The sequence below is a fragment of the Lactobacillus sp. ESL0701 genome, assembly GCF_029433445.1.
Lineage (GTDB): Bacteria > Bacillota > Bacilli > Lactobacillales > Lactobacillaceae > Lactobacillus.
This window is the reverse complement of record NZ_JAQTIC010000003.1, coordinates 81,550-97,979: the sequence shown is the minus strand read 5'-3', so window position 1 is coordinate 97,979 and position 16,430 is coordinate 81,550. Positions and strand designations below refer to the sequence as shown.

Below are 16,430 nucleotides of genomic sequence, written 5' to 3'. Positions count from 1 at the left end.
TTTCAAATCATTTTGTCTATTTCTTTTTCTTATCTTGAGCCGCTAACTTTTGACCCAAATTAATAATATACTTACGCAAATCATCCTTAATTTCAGGATGATTAAGACCATATTCGATGGACGTTTCCAGATAGCTTTCCTTATTACCCACATCGTGGCGTTCACCTTTAAAAACATGAGCAAAAACGCGCTGCGTCTTATTCATTGTATCAATGGCATCAGTCAATTGAATTTCTCCACCGCGACCTGGCTTCTGCTTAGCCAAAATGTCAAAAATTTCTGGCGTTAGCAGATACCGACCAATAATCGCATAATCGCTAGGTGCCTTATCAATATCCGGCTTTTCCACAAAGGACTTAACATTAATCAGTCCCGGCACAATTTCGTTCTCCGGCTCAATAACACCGTATTTAGAAACTTCCTTGTGCGGCACCGGCATCACTGCGATTGTTGAAGCATGAGTTTCATTATACCGGTTGATTAGCTGCTGAGTTAACGGCACTTTATCTAACATTAAGTCGTCACCCAGCATGACAACAAAGGGCTCATCCCCAACAAAACTACGTCCGCGAGCAATCGCATCGCCTAAGCCAAGAGGATGGGGCTGTCTTGTATAGTAGATATTAATCCCCAATTGCGTAATTTCTCGCGACATCTCAAGCAAGCTGGTTTTACCTGTTTCTTGCAAATTTTGTTCAAGTTCAGGATTAGAATCAAAGTGGTCTTCAATTGTCCGCTTATTTTTACCAGTAACAATCAAAATGTCTTCAATTCCTGAATTTTTAGCTTCCTCAACAATAAATTGAATGGTTGGCTTATCAACAATTGGCAACATTTCCTTAGGCATTGCCTTAGTTACAGGCATAAATCTCGTCCCCAGACCTGCTGCTGGTATAATTGCTTTTCTTACTTTCATTTTTTACACTTTCTTTTATCTATGCTTTGAAATCCAATATAACAGATTTTGCGCGATTGTGCTAATTTTTAATGATGGCGTTTTCTTTGGATATATTCTGCTAAATGACCGGCAGAATACTGTACTTTACCAACACGTAATGAAATAATCGCCGCATTGACACAGGTACCAAGTAATAATAAAACTGAAGAAATATTAAGCCATAACATGAAAATAATAAAGGTACCAATGATGCCATAATTTTCCCAACTAATATGGAAGTGATGCAAATAAAAACTAAACAAATAAGATAATAGCAGCCAGCCAATTAAAGTTGTAAAAACTCCCGGCCAGATTACCCGTTTTTTCAATTTAATATTAGGCAAAACGTAATTCAAATAAAATAACGTTCCCAGCAAAATAATCCCCACAACTGGATAACGATAGCTAAAAATCTTTTCAATTTCACCAACAGAGAAAGAAAAAATCGGTCGTAAAAATTCCAATACCTGCTGACCAAAAATCAAGGTTAGACTCAGCAAAGTAAAAATTATAATCATTAAGTTAGTTAATAATATTGTGATTGACCGTGTCCAAACCGTTACCTGCCACTTCTGCTTTAACTCCGTAGAGCGCACACCATAAATGCGATTCATGCCAATCCGAATCGCATTGACTAACGATGAAACTGACCATAAAGCTAAAATAACACCAAACGAAATATAACCAGTTGACTTGCGTCTTAACAGCGAATTAATAATCGGCATAATAAATTTAGCAATTTTGTCCGGAAAAATCAGATCAAGGTAGCTGGCAATTGGCGTCGTATCTATATGGAACAACGGCAAAATATTTCCGATAATAATAATTAATGGAAATATCGAAAACAAAACATAATAAGCAATGACAATTGCACTAGTTAATACTTCACCTTGGGAGAATTTGAGTGATAGTGTTTTATAAAATAAGGCAACACGATTTGGTGCTGCCTCTTTTTTTCTATTCATGCAACCTTAATCATCCATTTCGTCAAAATGTGGTAGGTATTTTTCATAGCCAGCGTAAGGTTTTTGCAAAGTTAAAATCTTGGGACCATCTTTGGTAATGGCAAAAGTATGTTCAAACTGCGCCGATTTAGAACCATCTGGTGTCGCATAATAAACCCAATCATCGTTAGGATCACTAACTGTCTTTTGCTCAATGCGCCAGTCGCCGCCAGCTTCGACCATTGGCTCAACGGTGATTGTCATGCCTTCACGTAACCGTAAGCCATGACCAGCCTTGCCCCAATGCGGTACTTCTGGATCTTCATGGATACTTGGTTGGATACCATGACCAACTAACTCTTTAACATCGCCGTAGCCGTGTTCGTCTTCAACAAAATGTTGGATCACCGCACCAATATCACCAATTCGATTACCCAAAACCGCTTGATCAATTCCCAGATACATTGCCTTCTTGGTTGTTTCCATCAAATCACGGTCGGCATCCGAAATTTTACCCACTGGGTAAGTGGTACAAGAATCAGTTTCATAACCATTGAGATTGCAAGTGACATCAACTTTAACTAGGTCGCCTTCGTTTAAAATTGTATCTTTACGCGGGGTCGCGTGGGCAATTTGGTCGTTTACCGAAATACACGTCCCATACTTATAACCTTCAAAGCCCTGCTCAGATAGACGACCGCCACGGCTTTTGACAAACTCTTGACAGAATTCCTCAATATCCCACGTCGTAATCCCCGGCTTAATCACATCACGCAAGCCTTCAAACATTGATGCCAGTAACCGACCCGAAGCCTGCATCCCTTTAAGTTCTCGAACGGATTTTATTGTAATCAAAACTAAACTCTCCTCTTAAAAATCATCTTTGTTTACATTATAGCGTTTTTTAAAAGTTTACTAAAGAATTTCATCAATCTGCCTAAATTATGTATAATAATATGATGAATTAAATAGGAAAGGTATGAAAAGCATGAAGGCAAGGATTGTCTACGCTAGTATGACTGGCAATGATGCAGATATGGCAGATATTTTGGAAGAAGATCTGCAAGATTATGATTTTGATGTAGAAACTAGCGAGGCTGAATTTACAGATGCTAGCGACTATTTAACAAGTGACCTCTGCATCTTCGTGACCTACACTTATGGTGAAGGCAAGATGACCGATGATGTTGCTGACTTTTATGAGCAATTAAAAGAATTAGATTTAAGCGGCAAATATTTTGCAGTAATGGGCAGTGGCGATAAGACTTACAATGATCATTTTTGTGAAAATGTCTTTGACTTCGAAAAGATGTTCAAGCAAGTTGGCGCTAAAGAAGCTGTTGCACCAGTGACAATTGAAAATGCACCAGATGATGATGCTATCGCCGCGATTGATAAGGCAGCAGAAGAAATGGCTGATCGGTTAAATGGCTAATAGGATTAATCCATGGCGTCACCCCATAAAATTTGTTAAACGGCACCGCAATCTTTTCGTTTATATGGTTTTTGGGTTTATCGCCGCACTAATTAATACGGTTGTCTTCATGGCTCTACACAAGTGGTGGGGTGGAGCCGTTTTCTTTTCTAATATTATCGCATTTGTAATTTCTAATTTGGCTTCTTACTTCTTTAATCAAAAAGCCGTCTTTATCAACAATGTTGACCAAGATCACTCAACATGGCATAAGTTGATTGTTTTTTTCACTTACAGAATTATCAGCTTAATTCCTGACCAGATGATTATGTCTGTTGGTATTTCATGGCTGCACCTTAGTCCCCTGCCAGTTAAGATTATTGACCAAGTATTAGTAGGAATTTTCAATTATCTAACAACACGGTCAGTTTTCCAAGCACAGGAAACAACCTTGATTGAACGAGCTAAACAGCGAATTCAAAGGCATAAAAATAACAAATAAAATAAAGTCGCAAATTTATTCTTGCGGCTTTTATTTTGTAATTAATAAAACAATAAAAGCCGCAGAAATAAGTCTGTGGCTTTTTTATAATCATAATTATTCAAAATCTGCTGGCTTTTGTCCCTGTGGTTTTGCAAAATAATATGCAATATCATCCATAATTCGGTCGCAAGCATGACCGTCACCATATGGATTTTTGGCGCTAGCCATTTTTTGATAAGCTGCTTTATTTTCCAGCAAATCAAGCATCGCCTCACGCACCGCATCAACTTCAGTTCCCACTAATTTAAGTGTACCAGCCTTAACCCCTTCAGGGCGTTCAGTTGTATCACGCAACACTAAGACCGGCTTATTAAGTGAAGGGGCTTCTTCTTGCACGCCACCAGAATCCGTCATAATAAAATAACTGCGTTTGGCTAAATTATGAAAATCGACCACATCTAATGGAGCAATCAGATGAATACGTGGATCATTACCCAAAATTTCACGGGCAACTTGTTGAACACGCGGCGACAAGTGGACAGGATAGATAATTTCAACGTCTTCATGACTGTCAACTACCTGCTTCATCACCTTAAACACCCGCCGCATCGGTTCACCTTGATTTTCACGGCGGTGCATCGTTACCAAGATGACTTTGTGACCCGGCTTGATTAAATCAAGGACATCATGGTGATAATCTTGTTGAACAGTTTGCTTAAGAGCATCTATTGCAGTATTGCCCGTAACAAAAATATTGTCGGCGCGATGATTTTCTTTTAACAAATTCGCTTTACTTAATTCAGTTGGCGCAAAGTATAAGTCAGCTAAATCGTCAGTCATTTGCCGGTTCATTTCTTCAGGATAAGGTGAATACTTGTTCCACGTCCGCAAACCAGCTTCGACATGCCCGATTGTGCTCTGCTCATAAAAACTAGCTAAACTAGCCGCAAAACTGGTCGTTGTATCACCATGTACCAGCACAATATCCGGCTTTTCTTTCCTAATCACTTTGGCTAAGTCAATCATTACCTTGGCCGTAATTTCCTCAAGTGATTGATTCTGCTTCATAATATCAAAGTCGTAATCCGGTTTGATTTTAAAAATTTCTAGAACTTGATCGAGCATTTCACGGTGCTGCGCACTAACCACCGTTACCTCGTCAAAACGCTTATCAGCCTGCAGTTTCAATACAAGTGGTGCCATTTTAATTGCTTCAGGTCTAGTGCCAAAAACCGTCATTACCTTAATTTTCGTCATAAAAGCCTCCGTCTTGATATAATCATACCCGATTTAACAGGCGAAAAACAAGCTCGTATGGTTTAATTAAGACAGAATTTAGAAAAGGTGTCGTTTAAATGAATCACAGTTTTATTCTTTTATTAATTGCTGGTCTATTAATCGTTTTTGCCAGTTTTAGCCTAGTTTACAGCTTTGATAAGAAGCAAAGTCAAAAAACTAAACGAATTTTACTCATAATTGGGATTATTTGTCTGTTAATTGTTGCTTTTTTAGCAGTACAGATTATTAAAAATCCGTTGGCTTAGCCTATTTGTAATGTTTATTTTTAAAAGCTCTTGCATATCAAATTCAATTATTTTGAAATCAACCATATAATTAAATATATAAAGCTATTAATAAAAGTAGTACAATAATTTCAGGTTTAATTAGATTTTGATAATACTAACGCTAAAAAGGGCTTTTAAAATATGACATTAAAAAAACATAAGCATAAAAATCCCAAACCCTGGTACAAACACTTTTGGGTTTGGCTAATTATTATAATTTCTATATTGTATTTAACTACTACATCTAGTATTTTTGAAAAAGTTTCATTACTATTCTGCCTAGCCTTTTATCTTTTAGGATATTATCTAGCACATAACCACGTCAAAGACCAACTTCCAAAAAAGCAACCCGAAAACACAGAAAAAATAAATATTATAACTACTGTAAAATACCCACTACTTGTGCCAATCGCACAATGCGCCTTTTGTGGTAAAAATATTTGCTATTATCAACTTCATGTAAAATTTAAAAATTCAGCATATATTTGTAAAGCTTGTATGCACAAATATAAATTCCCGATAAGTAATACGGCTATTACTTGGGTCAAGTATCATACAATTGACGATTTTAAAAAACATCTTGATAAAGGCCAAGATTTCGCAGATATTGTTTTAGAAATCAAGAAGTACGCCAAACCCAAGAAAGGATCGCCTAAACACTGGTATGAACGCTTTTGGGTTTGGTTACTTATTTTAATAGCTTTGATATTTTACTTACTTGAAACTTCAGCAATTTTTTCTATAAAAATTTTTGCATCTCTTTGTTTAATATTTGGAGTTGGTATACTTTTTTTATCAGATAAGAATAATAACGAAGAAATTTGGAAAAAGAATCATTCACGGTGTGCACTCTGTGGTCAATATCTTGACAACGAAACTCGCTTTTTGAAATTTATGTATTCAACTTATATTTGTAAAAATTGCATGCTCAAATATAAGTTTACTCCTATTAGTAAAGCTCGGGCTTGGGCAGCTTCTCATACTGTCGAAGATTTAAAAAAATATCTTGACAAGGGTCAAGATTTCACTGATATTATTTTGGCTACTGGTAATAACCTATCAACACCGCCGGTTTATGACAGCCAGTTTCACAAACCATGGTACAAGCGAACTGAAATATGGCTGCTTATTATAATGGCTTTTACAGCGTGCTTGACAGCGTCGTTTATAAACATTTTTATCAGAATTATTGTGGCACTCTTGGCTATCTTCTTTGTTTGCGGTGCTCGTACATCAAGCAAAATTGATTATGATATTCTAACTGAACAAAATGATGCACAATGTGCTCTCTGTGGTCAAGGTCTTTATTACAGCGACAAATTTTTAAAATTAAAAGGTTCTACTTATATTTGTCAAGATTGTATGACTAAATATAAGTACGCTGAATCAGCAAAAAATATGGGTGATTGGACAGCCTCCCATACAATTAATGACTTAAAGGAATACATTGATAAGGGTGAAGATTTCACAGATATTTCTTTAGAAGTACAAATCCAGAAAGGAGAAAAAGACCAATATATAGCAGCTTTTAAAAAGAAATCCACCCGCTATTCCCATTATTACTTTAATATTGATGCCAAAAAAATCTATATTGACAAAACACTGCTATTTCCTGAAAGATTAGTCGATGCTAGTGAAATTGCTTCATATCACATTAATGAGAAAAAACATACTGAAACTGAAAAACATTTTGTCACAGAATATTTTGTCAACAATATTCCAATGGGAAAAACCACATCTGAAACAAAAGAATACCTCGATCACCTCGGCTTAACTATTACTTTAACTGATAATAGCGAATTTGAAATTAAATTTGTAATTATCAAAAGTGAGATGACCAGTGCTCGTGTTGATAGCGCATATTCTCAATTAGAACAAGTAATTGCCATTCTTGATACTTGGCAGGATTATGAAATAGAAAAAAAGCAAAAAAAGAAACAAACTAACGACATCATGAAAGAACTAATAAACTATAAAGCATTATTAGAAGCTGATATTATTACCAAAGAAGATTTTGATGCTAAAAAGAAACAATTATTAGATCTTTAAATAAAAAATTAGACCTAGCTGTTAATTCAGCTAGGTCTTTTAGTTCAAATTTTGTTTACCTACATTTTAATAACTCCCGTGCTCTATCAGGCATAAGCAAGTGAAGTTAAAGCTTAATAAGCGGTATTCTACCTGATGCAATACTCTGTAATTCTTAAATATTTTATTTAATCAATTAGCCATTTGCGATTATCTTTCTAATTATATCTAATATGATTGCCAATACAATCGCTATAACAGCAGATCTATAATATTTCTTTTCTTTTTTAGTCAATCTTCAAAAATACCTTTCTAATATATAAAAACTTTATGGTAACAGTTTGAAGATTATTGTTATTATTGAACAAACGATTATTATTATTTGAGCCGTACATTTACTCATTATTTTCTCCTTTATTAAATTTTATATGTTTAATGACTTTCTTTAGTTAAGGCTTAATGCCAAAGTACAAAAGAATTGCAATAACTGCTGAAATAATTGATGCAATTACTGCAGCTATGTCTAAGGCCGATGCTTTATCTTTTTGTTTTTTCATATTTTTACTTTTCATTTTTCTTTGCTCTAGTTATTTTAGTAATTTTATTACTCCTGCAATTACTACAATCATTAACCCGGCTAAAACTAATTTTTTAGGTCTTAAATCAATTATTGTATTGATAATGATATTACCTTTTTTATTTTGATAATGATATTTGTATATTTTCACTTGCTTATTTTCCTCATCATTCCTAGAACTCTCACATACTATTAAGGAATTATTATTTAATCATTATACACGTTTATTGTATATAATTACTAGGAAAGGATAATAGATATGAAGAAATTAACTTATCCAGTAATTATTACTGAAGTAACTGATGAAGACGGTCATTATTTTTGTGTAAGTTCGCCAAATATAAAAGGTATGGTCACTCAAGGAGACACTTTCGAAGATGCAGTGTATTGGACAGAAGATGCCATTGCCACTATGATTGAGGGTGAAGAATACCCTAAACCTCAAGATCCAAAGAATTGGGAATTAGAGCCTAATGAAAGCATAGTGTATGTCACTGTTGACATGGAAAAATGGTTACAAGACAAGTAACCTAAAATCGCACCTAAGTATTTGGCAAAAAATCATCAAACTAAACACATAAAGTTAAGAAGGGATGTATAATATGCAGAATTTATTAACTTATCCAGTAATTATTTGGCCAGCTGAAAACGGCTATAATGTTTCAGTGCCAGACTTAGGTAAAAATGGCTTAGCTACTCAAGGAACTGATTTAGATAATGCTATTTATATGGCGCGCGACTTAATCTACTGCATGCTAGCCCATACTACTAATTATCCTGAAGCTATACCACTTGATAAGGTTGTAATTCCTCATGAAGCTAAAAACGCTATTACAAGAGTGATATCAATTAACGTTAAAAAATAGGTTATTAACAGACTAACCAAAATCTTCTAGAGATAATAATGAAACCCAGAAGCTAGAACAACTAACTTCTGGGTTTTACTATATTCTTAAAATTATTCAGATTTCAATGACCCCGGTGAGATTCGAACTCACCTCTACGGTTTAGGAGACCATTGTTCTATCCAGATGAACTACGGAGTCATAACAAATTAACTTTACCAAATTTACGTGATAAAAGCCAATTTTTTTAGTAATTAATATTGCCTCGTATAATATGGACGCGGACCATTAGCATCAGCCAATTTGTCTGCCGCAAAGACAAACGGTGTCCAGATTGCCAAGGCGATCAACATATTAACAACACACAAGACGATGGCACGCCAGTCGTAGTTGCAAGCCAAGAACGGGCCAATAATCGGCGGCAAAATTCCCGGCACCGCAGCTTGAACAGGATTAACCAATCCCATCATGCTCACCCAATATGAGAAAGCAACATTAACTAACGGTGCCACAATAAATGGAATGAAGTATACAGGATTAAGAACAACTGGTAGTCCTAAGACAACTGGCTCATTAATGTTAAAGATAGCTGGTGCCAAGGCGACTTTGGCAATTGTTCGATAATCGCTGCGTTTAGAAAAGAGCAAGATTGCAACAATCAACATCAATGTTCCACCAGCACCACCAAACCAGGCAAACACATCAAATGATCCTCGTACCCACAACATTGGTGCTGGCTTACCATTACGCACGGCCGTAATATTCATATTTTGTGCTGTCATCCAGATTGAATCCAAGATGGGCGCCATCACGCTTAACCCGTTAATACCAAAGAACCAGAAGATTTGAACAAGCAGCGTCACGAGCATCACCATCCCGAAGCCCTGCCCCATCTTGACTAACGGCCATTGAATTGTGTGCAAGAGCCAATTGCCAAAGTATGTACCAGTTACTACTTGAAAAATAAAATTAATTGCCCCAACAACAAAAATTGCAATTGTTGCTGGTACTAATGAGTCAAAGGCTCTTTGCTCTGCATAAGGTAGATTAGCTGAAAGATGAATCATTATTCGTGCCTTAACACAGAAAGCATAAATCAAAACACCAATCGTCCCAAACAAAATTGCGGTAAAAATCCCGGTAGTTGAAAATTGCTCAATGTTAAACACTTGGTTCATGATAACGTCATGACCAGCAACCTGAATTTTCGTCAAATTAGCAATACTCATGGCTAATGACGAAAGTGCAACTAACGCGCCAGCAAGCGAGTCAACCTCCAAGCTTTTAGCAAAGTGATAGCCAAGTGATAATGCCAAAAAGAGCGCGAACAAGGCAAAAGTGCCACGCCACACCACATTACAAATTAAGACCATGGGCTGCATTGTCCAGGCAAAAGTTGTCCAACCTAAGTTGGTCTTCGCTGCTGCAATCAAACTTTTAATCAATACAGCAGCCGAACCAGCAATCGTAATTGGCATGACAGAAACAAATGCATCCCGCAACGCTACCAGCCAGCCCACTTGACCAATTTTATTGGCTATTGGCAATACATAATCTTCCAGCCAAGCTACTAATCGACTCATTGTTCCCCCTTTTGCTTCAAATAGTGTGGGTGATAACCCTTATTTTTATTCTTCTGCTTCTTATGTTTCTTCTTTTTGCTTGGCGCCGATACCACTTTTTCCTCAGTAACTGCTTTTTTAGCCTTCTTCTTACGCGGTAATTTGGTTACCAATCTGTATCCAGCAAAGTAAACCCGTTCTAAAGTCGCACTATCACCAAGCAATTTCTTTAAATCACGAAAATCATGGTCATCGCCAAGCGTTACCACATAACCATTTGCTCCCATTCGACCTGTTCGACCAGCACGATGCAAATAAGTGTTAACTTCGCTCGGAATATCAAAGTTAATGACGTAAGTCACACCGGGAATGTCCAGTCCGCGAGCTGCCAAATCCGTTGCCAGCAGCAATTTGGTTTTCCCGACCTTCAGATCATGGAGTGCCTGCTCGCACTTTTCCTTGCCAAATTCATTTGCCAGCAGGGTAAATTTAGTCTTAGTATGCGCAAAAATCCCCGCAAACCGCATCATTGTTTGGTTGGAATCAAAGAACAAAATTCCTTTAAAATGATCCAACCGCGTCAACCGCTGCACAAAGTCAATCTTATGAGTATTATCAATCTGCAAGAAATAATTCTTAACAGTTGTTGTCTGCTGCGAGCGTACATCAACTAGTAAAAATACGCGCCCGAAAATTTCTTCGGCCTTTTGCGTAATTTCCGATTCTGTCGCACCAAACAACAGAATTTGCGCGTCAGAAGACAGGTTTTGTCCTAAAGAACTAAGTAGTTCCATCTTGCTGAATTCTAAAATATCATCGGCTTCATCAATAACCAACGTCTTAATTTGCTCTATTTTAATGCGATTACTGGAAAAGAAGTCAAAAAAGCGTCCTGGAGTAGCGACAACAACTTCTGGGTGCTTCTTCTTTAAATTATCTTCCTGCCGCTGACGATTACCAGCACCAACTAAACTAACACCCTTCAAGCCTAAGGCATGAATAAAAGGATTAATTGCGTGCCGAATCTGCACCGCCAGTTCAGTTGTTGGTGCAATGATTATTAAACTATTGGGCATACCCTTCTTGACACGTTCCAAAGCTGGCAATGCATAAGCTAGCGTCTTGCCCGTTCCTGTTTTAGCAAGTGCTACCAGACTAGCCCCATTTAAAATCGCGTCACGTGTTTCTTGTTGAATTAACGTCGGCTGTTTTAAGCCTAGTTTAGTTAAAACTGCTTCAATTTCTTGTTTCATTATTGTGTTAACTGCCCATATTTCTGTTTATACTGTGTTACTGTGCCGTTATATGCCAGCATGACAACCCCACCATCTTCTAACTCACGGACATTTTTAACCCGGCCGTTAGTCGTGTATTGCCAAAAGGCATATTGGAGTTTGTTCGGCTCACGTTTGCTGGCTGTAATAAATAAAACACCAGCTGGAAAATACTTTTTATACTTAACCGGCAGGTCAACCATCACACGTTTACCAGTATTTACCAGCATATTTGTAAACTGCGCCATCTGCTTAATATACTCTAGTCGGCGTTCACTTACTGCTGGTATCACCATAATTGGTAAACTACCCGTGTTAGACCCTACTTTTTTCATAAAATAAGTATAATGCTGCTGGGGTGTCGACTCATCACTATACGCTACACTCGTGCCAAACGCCAGCTTAGTTCCTAAAATTTGATCGCGATAAGCTAGATAATCGTCATCAAAATATGACCGTCCCTGTGTACTGCGTAAGTAGACAAAGGAGATTCCGTTTGCCTGCAATTCATGCATTGAAACATAGCCATAATCTTGATTTAATTCCACGCCAATTGCACTTGAATTAGCATCCGGCGGCAGCGTCGTTTGCTTTTTCAAATTAACTAGCCCATTAAATAAGAGCGCGAGCGCAATTGCCAACATAAGCAAAATTGCCGGTAGTGTGTACTTATGATGAAATCGTTTCATCTAATTCTCCATCATTTATATCAACGCCATCAATTATACCAATACTTTCATTATAAGCGAATAAACCGAATTTTGATAATTTTACCGCAAAAATAAGCGATTAACTTAAAAAAGTTAATCGCTTAGCTAGTTTAGAATTCACGACTACATTTCAACAAGGTAAACTGGCTTTTGACCATTTAACACACGCTTAATATCAGTCATACTATGCTCAATCATATTCTTAACTGACGTCTTCGTGTAGTAAGCAGAATGTGGTGTAATTATAACATTTGGCATCTTCGCTAATTCCTGGTAAGTCTTTGGTAATTCGGAAAGGTCATCAAATTTCTTCATGAAGAAATCATTTTCTTCTGTCAAAACGTCCAAAGCAGCACCAGCAATTTCATGATTCTTCAAAGCAGCTACTAAGTCTTCGGTATTAACTAGCGGACCCCGGGCATCATTAATAATAATTGCCGTATCTTTCATTTGCTTAAATTGCTTGGCGTTAATCATATCCACAATTGATGGATCAAGTGGCGTATGCAAAGTTAAAATGTCAGATTCCTTAATAACTGTATCAAAATCCGTATATTCCAAGAAGGCTTCGTTGGCAGGATTTTCAATCAAGTCATTACCAATAACTCTAGCACCCAAGGCACTAAAGATTTCCGCAACTGCTGAACCAATTCGACCCACACCAATAATCCCGACAGTCTTATTATAAATTTCATCACTCATCAGATTTTCTTCACGGACAAAGTTTAAATCATGCTTTTCATTGTGCAAGATTTGCCCCCAGTTACGCAATAAGTACATGGCTGAAGTCAGCGTGTTTTCCGCAACAGCTCGCGGTGAATATGCTGGAGTGTTGGTAACAAATAGGTCATATTTATGAACATAATCCCAATTAATAATATTGTAGCCAACTGACCGCAAAGCTAACTGCTTAATCCCAAAGGAAGCTAACTTTTTATAGACCTCTTCTTGGTCTATGTCCTCAACTTGCATCATGCTAACACAGTCAAACCCCTTAGCTAGATCAACCGTTGATGCATCCAAAATGTCCTCACTTGTTTCTAAGTCATCTTCAGGGTGATTTTTACGCCATTTGTCAACATAAACCATTTGTTCAGGTGTCATATTGTATAGTAAAACTTTCATTAGGATAAATCCTCCTTTAAACCAAAAAATCTTTGCTTATATTTTAACTAATATCTGCAAAGATTTAAAGATTATTTTAGAATTTATTTAAAATTATATTAGATTTTTTATTTATCAACTTCAACTGGCTTGTTCACGTCAGTATGCCAGTTAAAGTAAAAGTTGAGCCCAAAAGCCACTACCAGTAATAACAGCGACACCAACATAATTTCCTTAATACCATTATGAAAAATCATCCGCATTGTCGGCAATAACTTTGCTGGTAAATGTTTTGCCGTTTGCGCATCACTTAACTCATTCATCATATGCATGGTAATTCCTAGATGTTGTTTTACGCCGCGTGCTAGTGCCATGTTCATAATTACGCCATATACGGCTGACATTACCGTTTGTGCCAAAATCCTAATTAAATATGATGTTGATGTGGCTGTTGCCATATTAGCCATGCCGGCATCTACTTGCACTTTGACTTGCAGTGCCACAAAGATAAAGCCAACGCCAATCCCCGAAAAAGCACAAACAAAAGTTAACCACTGCAAAGGTGTTTGTAAATCCGCTAAAAATACCCCACCTACTGAAATGGTCATCCCTAAAATACCAATTAAAACTAACATAAAGGTGCGCACCCGATCACTAATAAAAGAAACACTCTGTGAGGCAGTAATATCAACAATTGAATTGGGAACTAAGGTTACCCCACCAACTAGCGCCGTAGTCCCCAAGAGTGCTTGAGCCCACATTGGCAAGTAAGTATTAACTGCTAAATAAGCTCCCCAAGTGAATGCAAAGAGCAAAAAGTCACCATTTAACGCCTTATTTTTGAAAATTGAAAGCGGAATAATTGGATTAGTCGCCCGCTTTTCTCGCCACAAAAAGCCACCAATAAAAATCAGACTAATCGTAATTAGTAACGCGACAACTAAATTACTGGTCAACCCCAGCAGCTGGATGCCCATTAAAAATGTCAATAAACCAACTGCTAGTAATAACGCGCCGGAAAAATCAAACTTGCGTGTCGATTTTGGCGTTATCGGCTTGAAATAAAATATGCTCAAGATAACCGCAATAATACCAATTGGCACGTTAAGGTAAAAGACCCAGTGCCACGACATCGTATCGATAATGGTGCCGCCAACTAATGGTCCCATAATCGCTGCCACATTAAAACTTGCAGTTAAATAACCCAAAATTCGTGTCCGCGTTTTAATATTAGGATAAATATAACCAACAATAATATACGGCAGCGACCCCATTCCACCGGCGCCAATCCCCATTACTAGCCGAGCAGCCAAAAAGAAAAAAATATTTGGTGCTAATCCTTCAAAAATTGAACCAATAATAAACAAAACCAATGATAACTCAAAAGCTAATTTGTTAGTAATTTTCTCACCGATTTTTGTCCACAAGGGAATCGAAATCGACATCCCCAGTAAAAAGATGGCAACAATCCACCCCATAAATTGAATACCATGTAGTGCCGCGACAATTGCCGGAATCGCGGTATTGATTACTGTCCCATCCAATCCCGACATAATGTTACCTAGCATTAATGCCAGCGTGACATACTTAATCTGCTTCTTAGTCATCATTACTCCTCAAATTTAAATCACACAAAAATTCCTATCACTGCACAGTGATAGGAACTTATTTTTCTTGTTACAATTATGAAACTATCTGCTAAAAAAGCAAGAGAATTTACCAAATCAAAGCAAGATTCTCGAGTTTTAAATATCATTTTTTCTTATTAACTAAGATACTGTAATTTCTATTCTAGTATTGTATAATATTTTTATTATTGAGCAGAATAAATTATTGACTTTGAATACATTATCCGTTAAATTATTAATGAAAGATCTATCCCTTCGCTTAACGGACACGTCCCATCGCGAAGGTTTTTTTATACACAATTATGAAAAATAAAATTTCCCTTAGATACATTGATCAACTCTCACTATTTAAACTTCGAGGAATCAATAATATTTCTTTAAATGCACATCTGGATTCAACTAAGTTAAATCAGCAATTAAAGACTATTAGTACTATTGGTTACTATAATCTTAAAAACTATGCTAAACCATATTTAGACACTTCAACTAAACAGTATAATAATCTTTCTTTTGATGAGTTAGTAGCAAGATACTATCGTGATAAACATCTTAGACAAGCTGTTTTACATGCGATTGAAGATATTGAAACCACTTTAAATACTCGTATTGCTAACACTATTGGTACAAAATATGGTGAATATGGCTACTTACCATTTAGGTTGTGGTGTCAGCGAAATTCTAGAAATAAATTTCTTAACAATCATCTAATGGATAAATTTGCTATTGAAAAAGAGCAATCTAATTTTGTAAGTAAAATTCAATATAAAGTTAAAAAATCTAATTCATATGATATGAAAGACTTTGTTGAAAATACTGAACGAGTATATCCACCTATTTGGTTATTAATGAATGAACTAACACTTGGCGAAACAATTCATATTTATAAATTAATGTCTAAGACAAATAGAAAAGAAATTTCTAATTATTTTGGTTGTAAAACAGATGAATTAGTAAGCTGGCTAGAAAGTATCAACTTAATTAGAAACATTTGTTGCCATAATGGTTTATTAGCAGACTTCAAATTACGTACTCGTGCCAAAGTTCCTCAAGAGTTTAAATTTGATTCTGAAAAAGATATGGATATTTTATTTCGCTTACCAGATGGCAATTATACAAATTCTCTTGCAATGCAAATTTGTATCATCGTCAAACTCATGGGTAAAATCAATAACAAATATATATTTTCAGATCTTAAAAAAGCCATTTTTAAATTAATTGATAACACAACTACTGCCAATTATTATGGCTTTACATCTAAAGAAGCCATTAACAAGTTATTTAAACAATCCCAAAACAACCTATCTGGCTATTAAATAATACAACTAAACTTTAAACAAAAAATCCTGTTAATACACATT

Annotated in this window: 17 protein-coding genes and 1 tRNA gene; 7 read left to right on the top strand and 11 right to left on the bottom strand. The window is 36.4% G+C overall.

Going from position 1 to position 16,430, the window contains the following annotated elements:
* Positions 1-16: 16 nt before the first annotated feature.
* The 3 genes from galU to map form a co-directional block, all read right to left on the bottom strand.
* Positions 17-916 carry a UTP--glucose-1-phosphate uridylyltransferase GalU gene (galU, locus tag PT281_RS03410; protein ID WP_277152028.1) on the bottom strand — a complete coding sequence of 300 codons (900 nt, stop codon included), beginning with the start codon at positions 914-916 and terminating at the stop codon, positions 17-19.
* 68 nt (positions 917-984) lie between these two features.
* Positions 985-1,902, bottom strand: coding sequence for a YihY/virulence factor BrkB family protein (locus PT281_RS03405; RefSeq protein ID WP_277152026.1), 918 nt, complete (start codon positions 1,900-1,902; stop codon positions 985-987).
* A gap of 6 nt (positions 1,903-1,908) precedes the next feature.
* Positions 1,909-2,736 (bottom strand): type I methionyl aminopeptidase, encoded by an 828-nt coding sequence (map, locus tag PT281_RS03400; RefSeq protein WP_277152024.1) that lies wholly within the window; start codon positions 2,734-2,736, stop codon positions 1,909-1,911.
* A gap of 133 nt (positions 2,737-2,869) precedes the next feature.
* On the opposite strand from map, the gene PT281_RS03395 reads away from it, so the two are divergent.
* A complete protein-coding gene (locus PT281_RS03395; protein WP_277152023.1) occupies positions 2,870-3,316 on the top strand; it encodes a flavodoxin in 447 nt (148 codons plus the stop codon).
* On the top strand, positions 3,309-3,797 hold the full coding sequence (locus PT281_RS03390) for a GtrA family protein (protein WP_277152021.1): 489 nt from the start codon (positions 3,309-3,311) through the stop codon (positions 3,795-3,797). The genes PT281_RS03395 and PT281_RS03390 overlap by 8 nt, the downstream gene beginning before the upstream one ends.
* Positions 3,798-3,893: 96 nt before the next feature.
* Here the strand turns inward: PT281_RS03390 and wecB are convergent, their stop codons facing one another.
* A complete protein-coding gene (gene wecB / locus PT281_RS03385; RefSeq protein ID WP_277152019.1) occupies positions 3,894-5,036 on the bottom strand; it encodes a UDP-N-acetylglucosamine 2-epimerase (non-hydrolyzing) in 1,143 nt (380 codons plus the stop codon).
* A 98-nt stretch (positions 5,037-5,134) separates the two neighbouring features.
* On the opposite strand from wecB, the gene PT281_RS03380 reads away from it, so the two are divergent.
* Together PT281_RS03380 and PT281_RS03375 are read left to right on the top strand one after the other, a co-directional pair.
* Positions 5,135-5,323, top strand: a complete 189-nt coding sequence (locus tag PT281_RS03380) for a hypothetical protein (RefSeq protein WP_277152017.1) — start codon at positions 5,135-5,137, stop codon at positions 5,321-5,323.
* 162 nt (positions 5,324-5,485) lie between these two features.
* Positions 5,486-7,393, top strand: coding sequence for an SHOCT domain-containing protein (locus tag PT281_RS03375; protein ID WP_277152015.1), 1,908 nt, complete (start codon positions 5,486-5,488; stop codon positions 7,391-7,393).
* Between the two features lie 428 nt (positions 7,394-7,821).
* Here PT281_RS03375 and PT281_RS03370 read toward each other — a convergent pair whose 3' ends face one another.
* Positions 7,822-7,944, bottom strand: coding sequence for a hypothetical protein (locus PT281_RS03370; RefSeq protein WP_277152013.1), 123 nt, complete (start codon positions 7,942-7,944; stop codon positions 7,822-7,824).
* Between the two features lie 264 nt (positions 7,945-8,208).
* Between PT281_RS03370 and PT281_RS03365 the strand changes: the two genes are divergently transcribed.
* Entirely contained in the window at positions 8,209-8,478 is a 270-nt protein-coding gene (locus PT281_RS03365; RefSeq protein WP_277152011.1) for a type II toxin-antitoxin system HicB family antitoxin, read from the top strand.
* A gap of 73 nt (positions 8,479-8,551) precedes the next feature.
* Positions 8,552-8,815: a type II toxin-antitoxin system HicB family antitoxin gene (locus PT281_RS03360; protein WP_277152009.1), complete on the top strand. Its 264-nt coding sequence runs from the start codon at positions 8,552-8,554 to the stop codon at positions 8,813-8,815.
* A gap of 107 nt (positions 8,816-8,922) precedes the next feature.
* Here PT281_RS03360 and PT281_RS03355 read toward each other — a convergent pair.
* The 6 genes from PT281_RS03355 to PT281_RS03330 form a co-directional block, all read right to left on the bottom strand.
* Positions 8,923-8,995, bottom strand: a tRNA-Arg gene (locus PT281_RS03355).
* A 53-nt stretch (positions 8,996-9,048) separates the two neighbouring features.
* A complete protein-coding gene (locus PT281_RS03350; protein WP_277152007.1) occupies positions 9,049-10,377 on the bottom strand; it encodes a PTS transporter subunit EIIC in 1,329 nt (442 codons plus the stop codon).
* Positions 10,374-11,612, bottom strand: a complete 1,239-nt coding sequence (locus PT281_RS03345) for a DEAD/DEAH box helicase (protein ID WP_277152252.1) — start codon at positions 11,610-11,612, stop codon at positions 10,374-10,376. Before PT281_RS03345 ends, PT281_RS03350 begins: the two co-directional genes overlap by 4 nt.
* On the bottom strand, positions 11,609-12,319 hold the full coding sequence (locus tag PT281_RS03340) for a GH25 family lysozyme (RefSeq protein WP_277152005.1): 711 nt from the start codon (positions 12,317-12,319) through the stop codon (positions 11,609-11,611). Before PT281_RS03340 ends, PT281_RS03345 begins: the two co-directional genes overlap by 4 nt.
* A 144-nt stretch (positions 12,320-12,463) precedes the next feature.
* Entirely contained in the window at positions 12,464-13,465 is a 1,002-nt protein-coding gene (locus PT281_RS03335; RefSeq protein ID WP_277152003.1) for a D-2-hydroxyacid dehydrogenase, read from the bottom strand.
* A gap of 107 nt (positions 13,466-13,572) precedes the next feature.
* Positions 13,573-15,051 carry an MFS transporter gene (locus PT281_RS03330; protein WP_277152002.1) on the bottom strand — a complete coding sequence of 493 codons (1,479 nt, stop codon included), beginning with the start codon at positions 15,049-15,051 and terminating at the stop codon, positions 13,573-13,575.
* A gap of 323 nt (positions 15,052-15,374) precedes the next feature.
* On the opposite strand from PT281_RS03330, the gene PT281_RS03325 reads away from it, so the two are divergent.
* Positions 15,375-16,385: an Abi family protein gene (locus tag PT281_RS03325; protein ID WP_277152000.1), complete on the top strand. Its 1,011-nt coding sequence runs from the start codon at positions 15,375-15,377 to the stop codon at positions 16,383-16,385.
* The last annotated feature ends 45 nt before the right edge of the window (positions 16,386-16,430 follow it).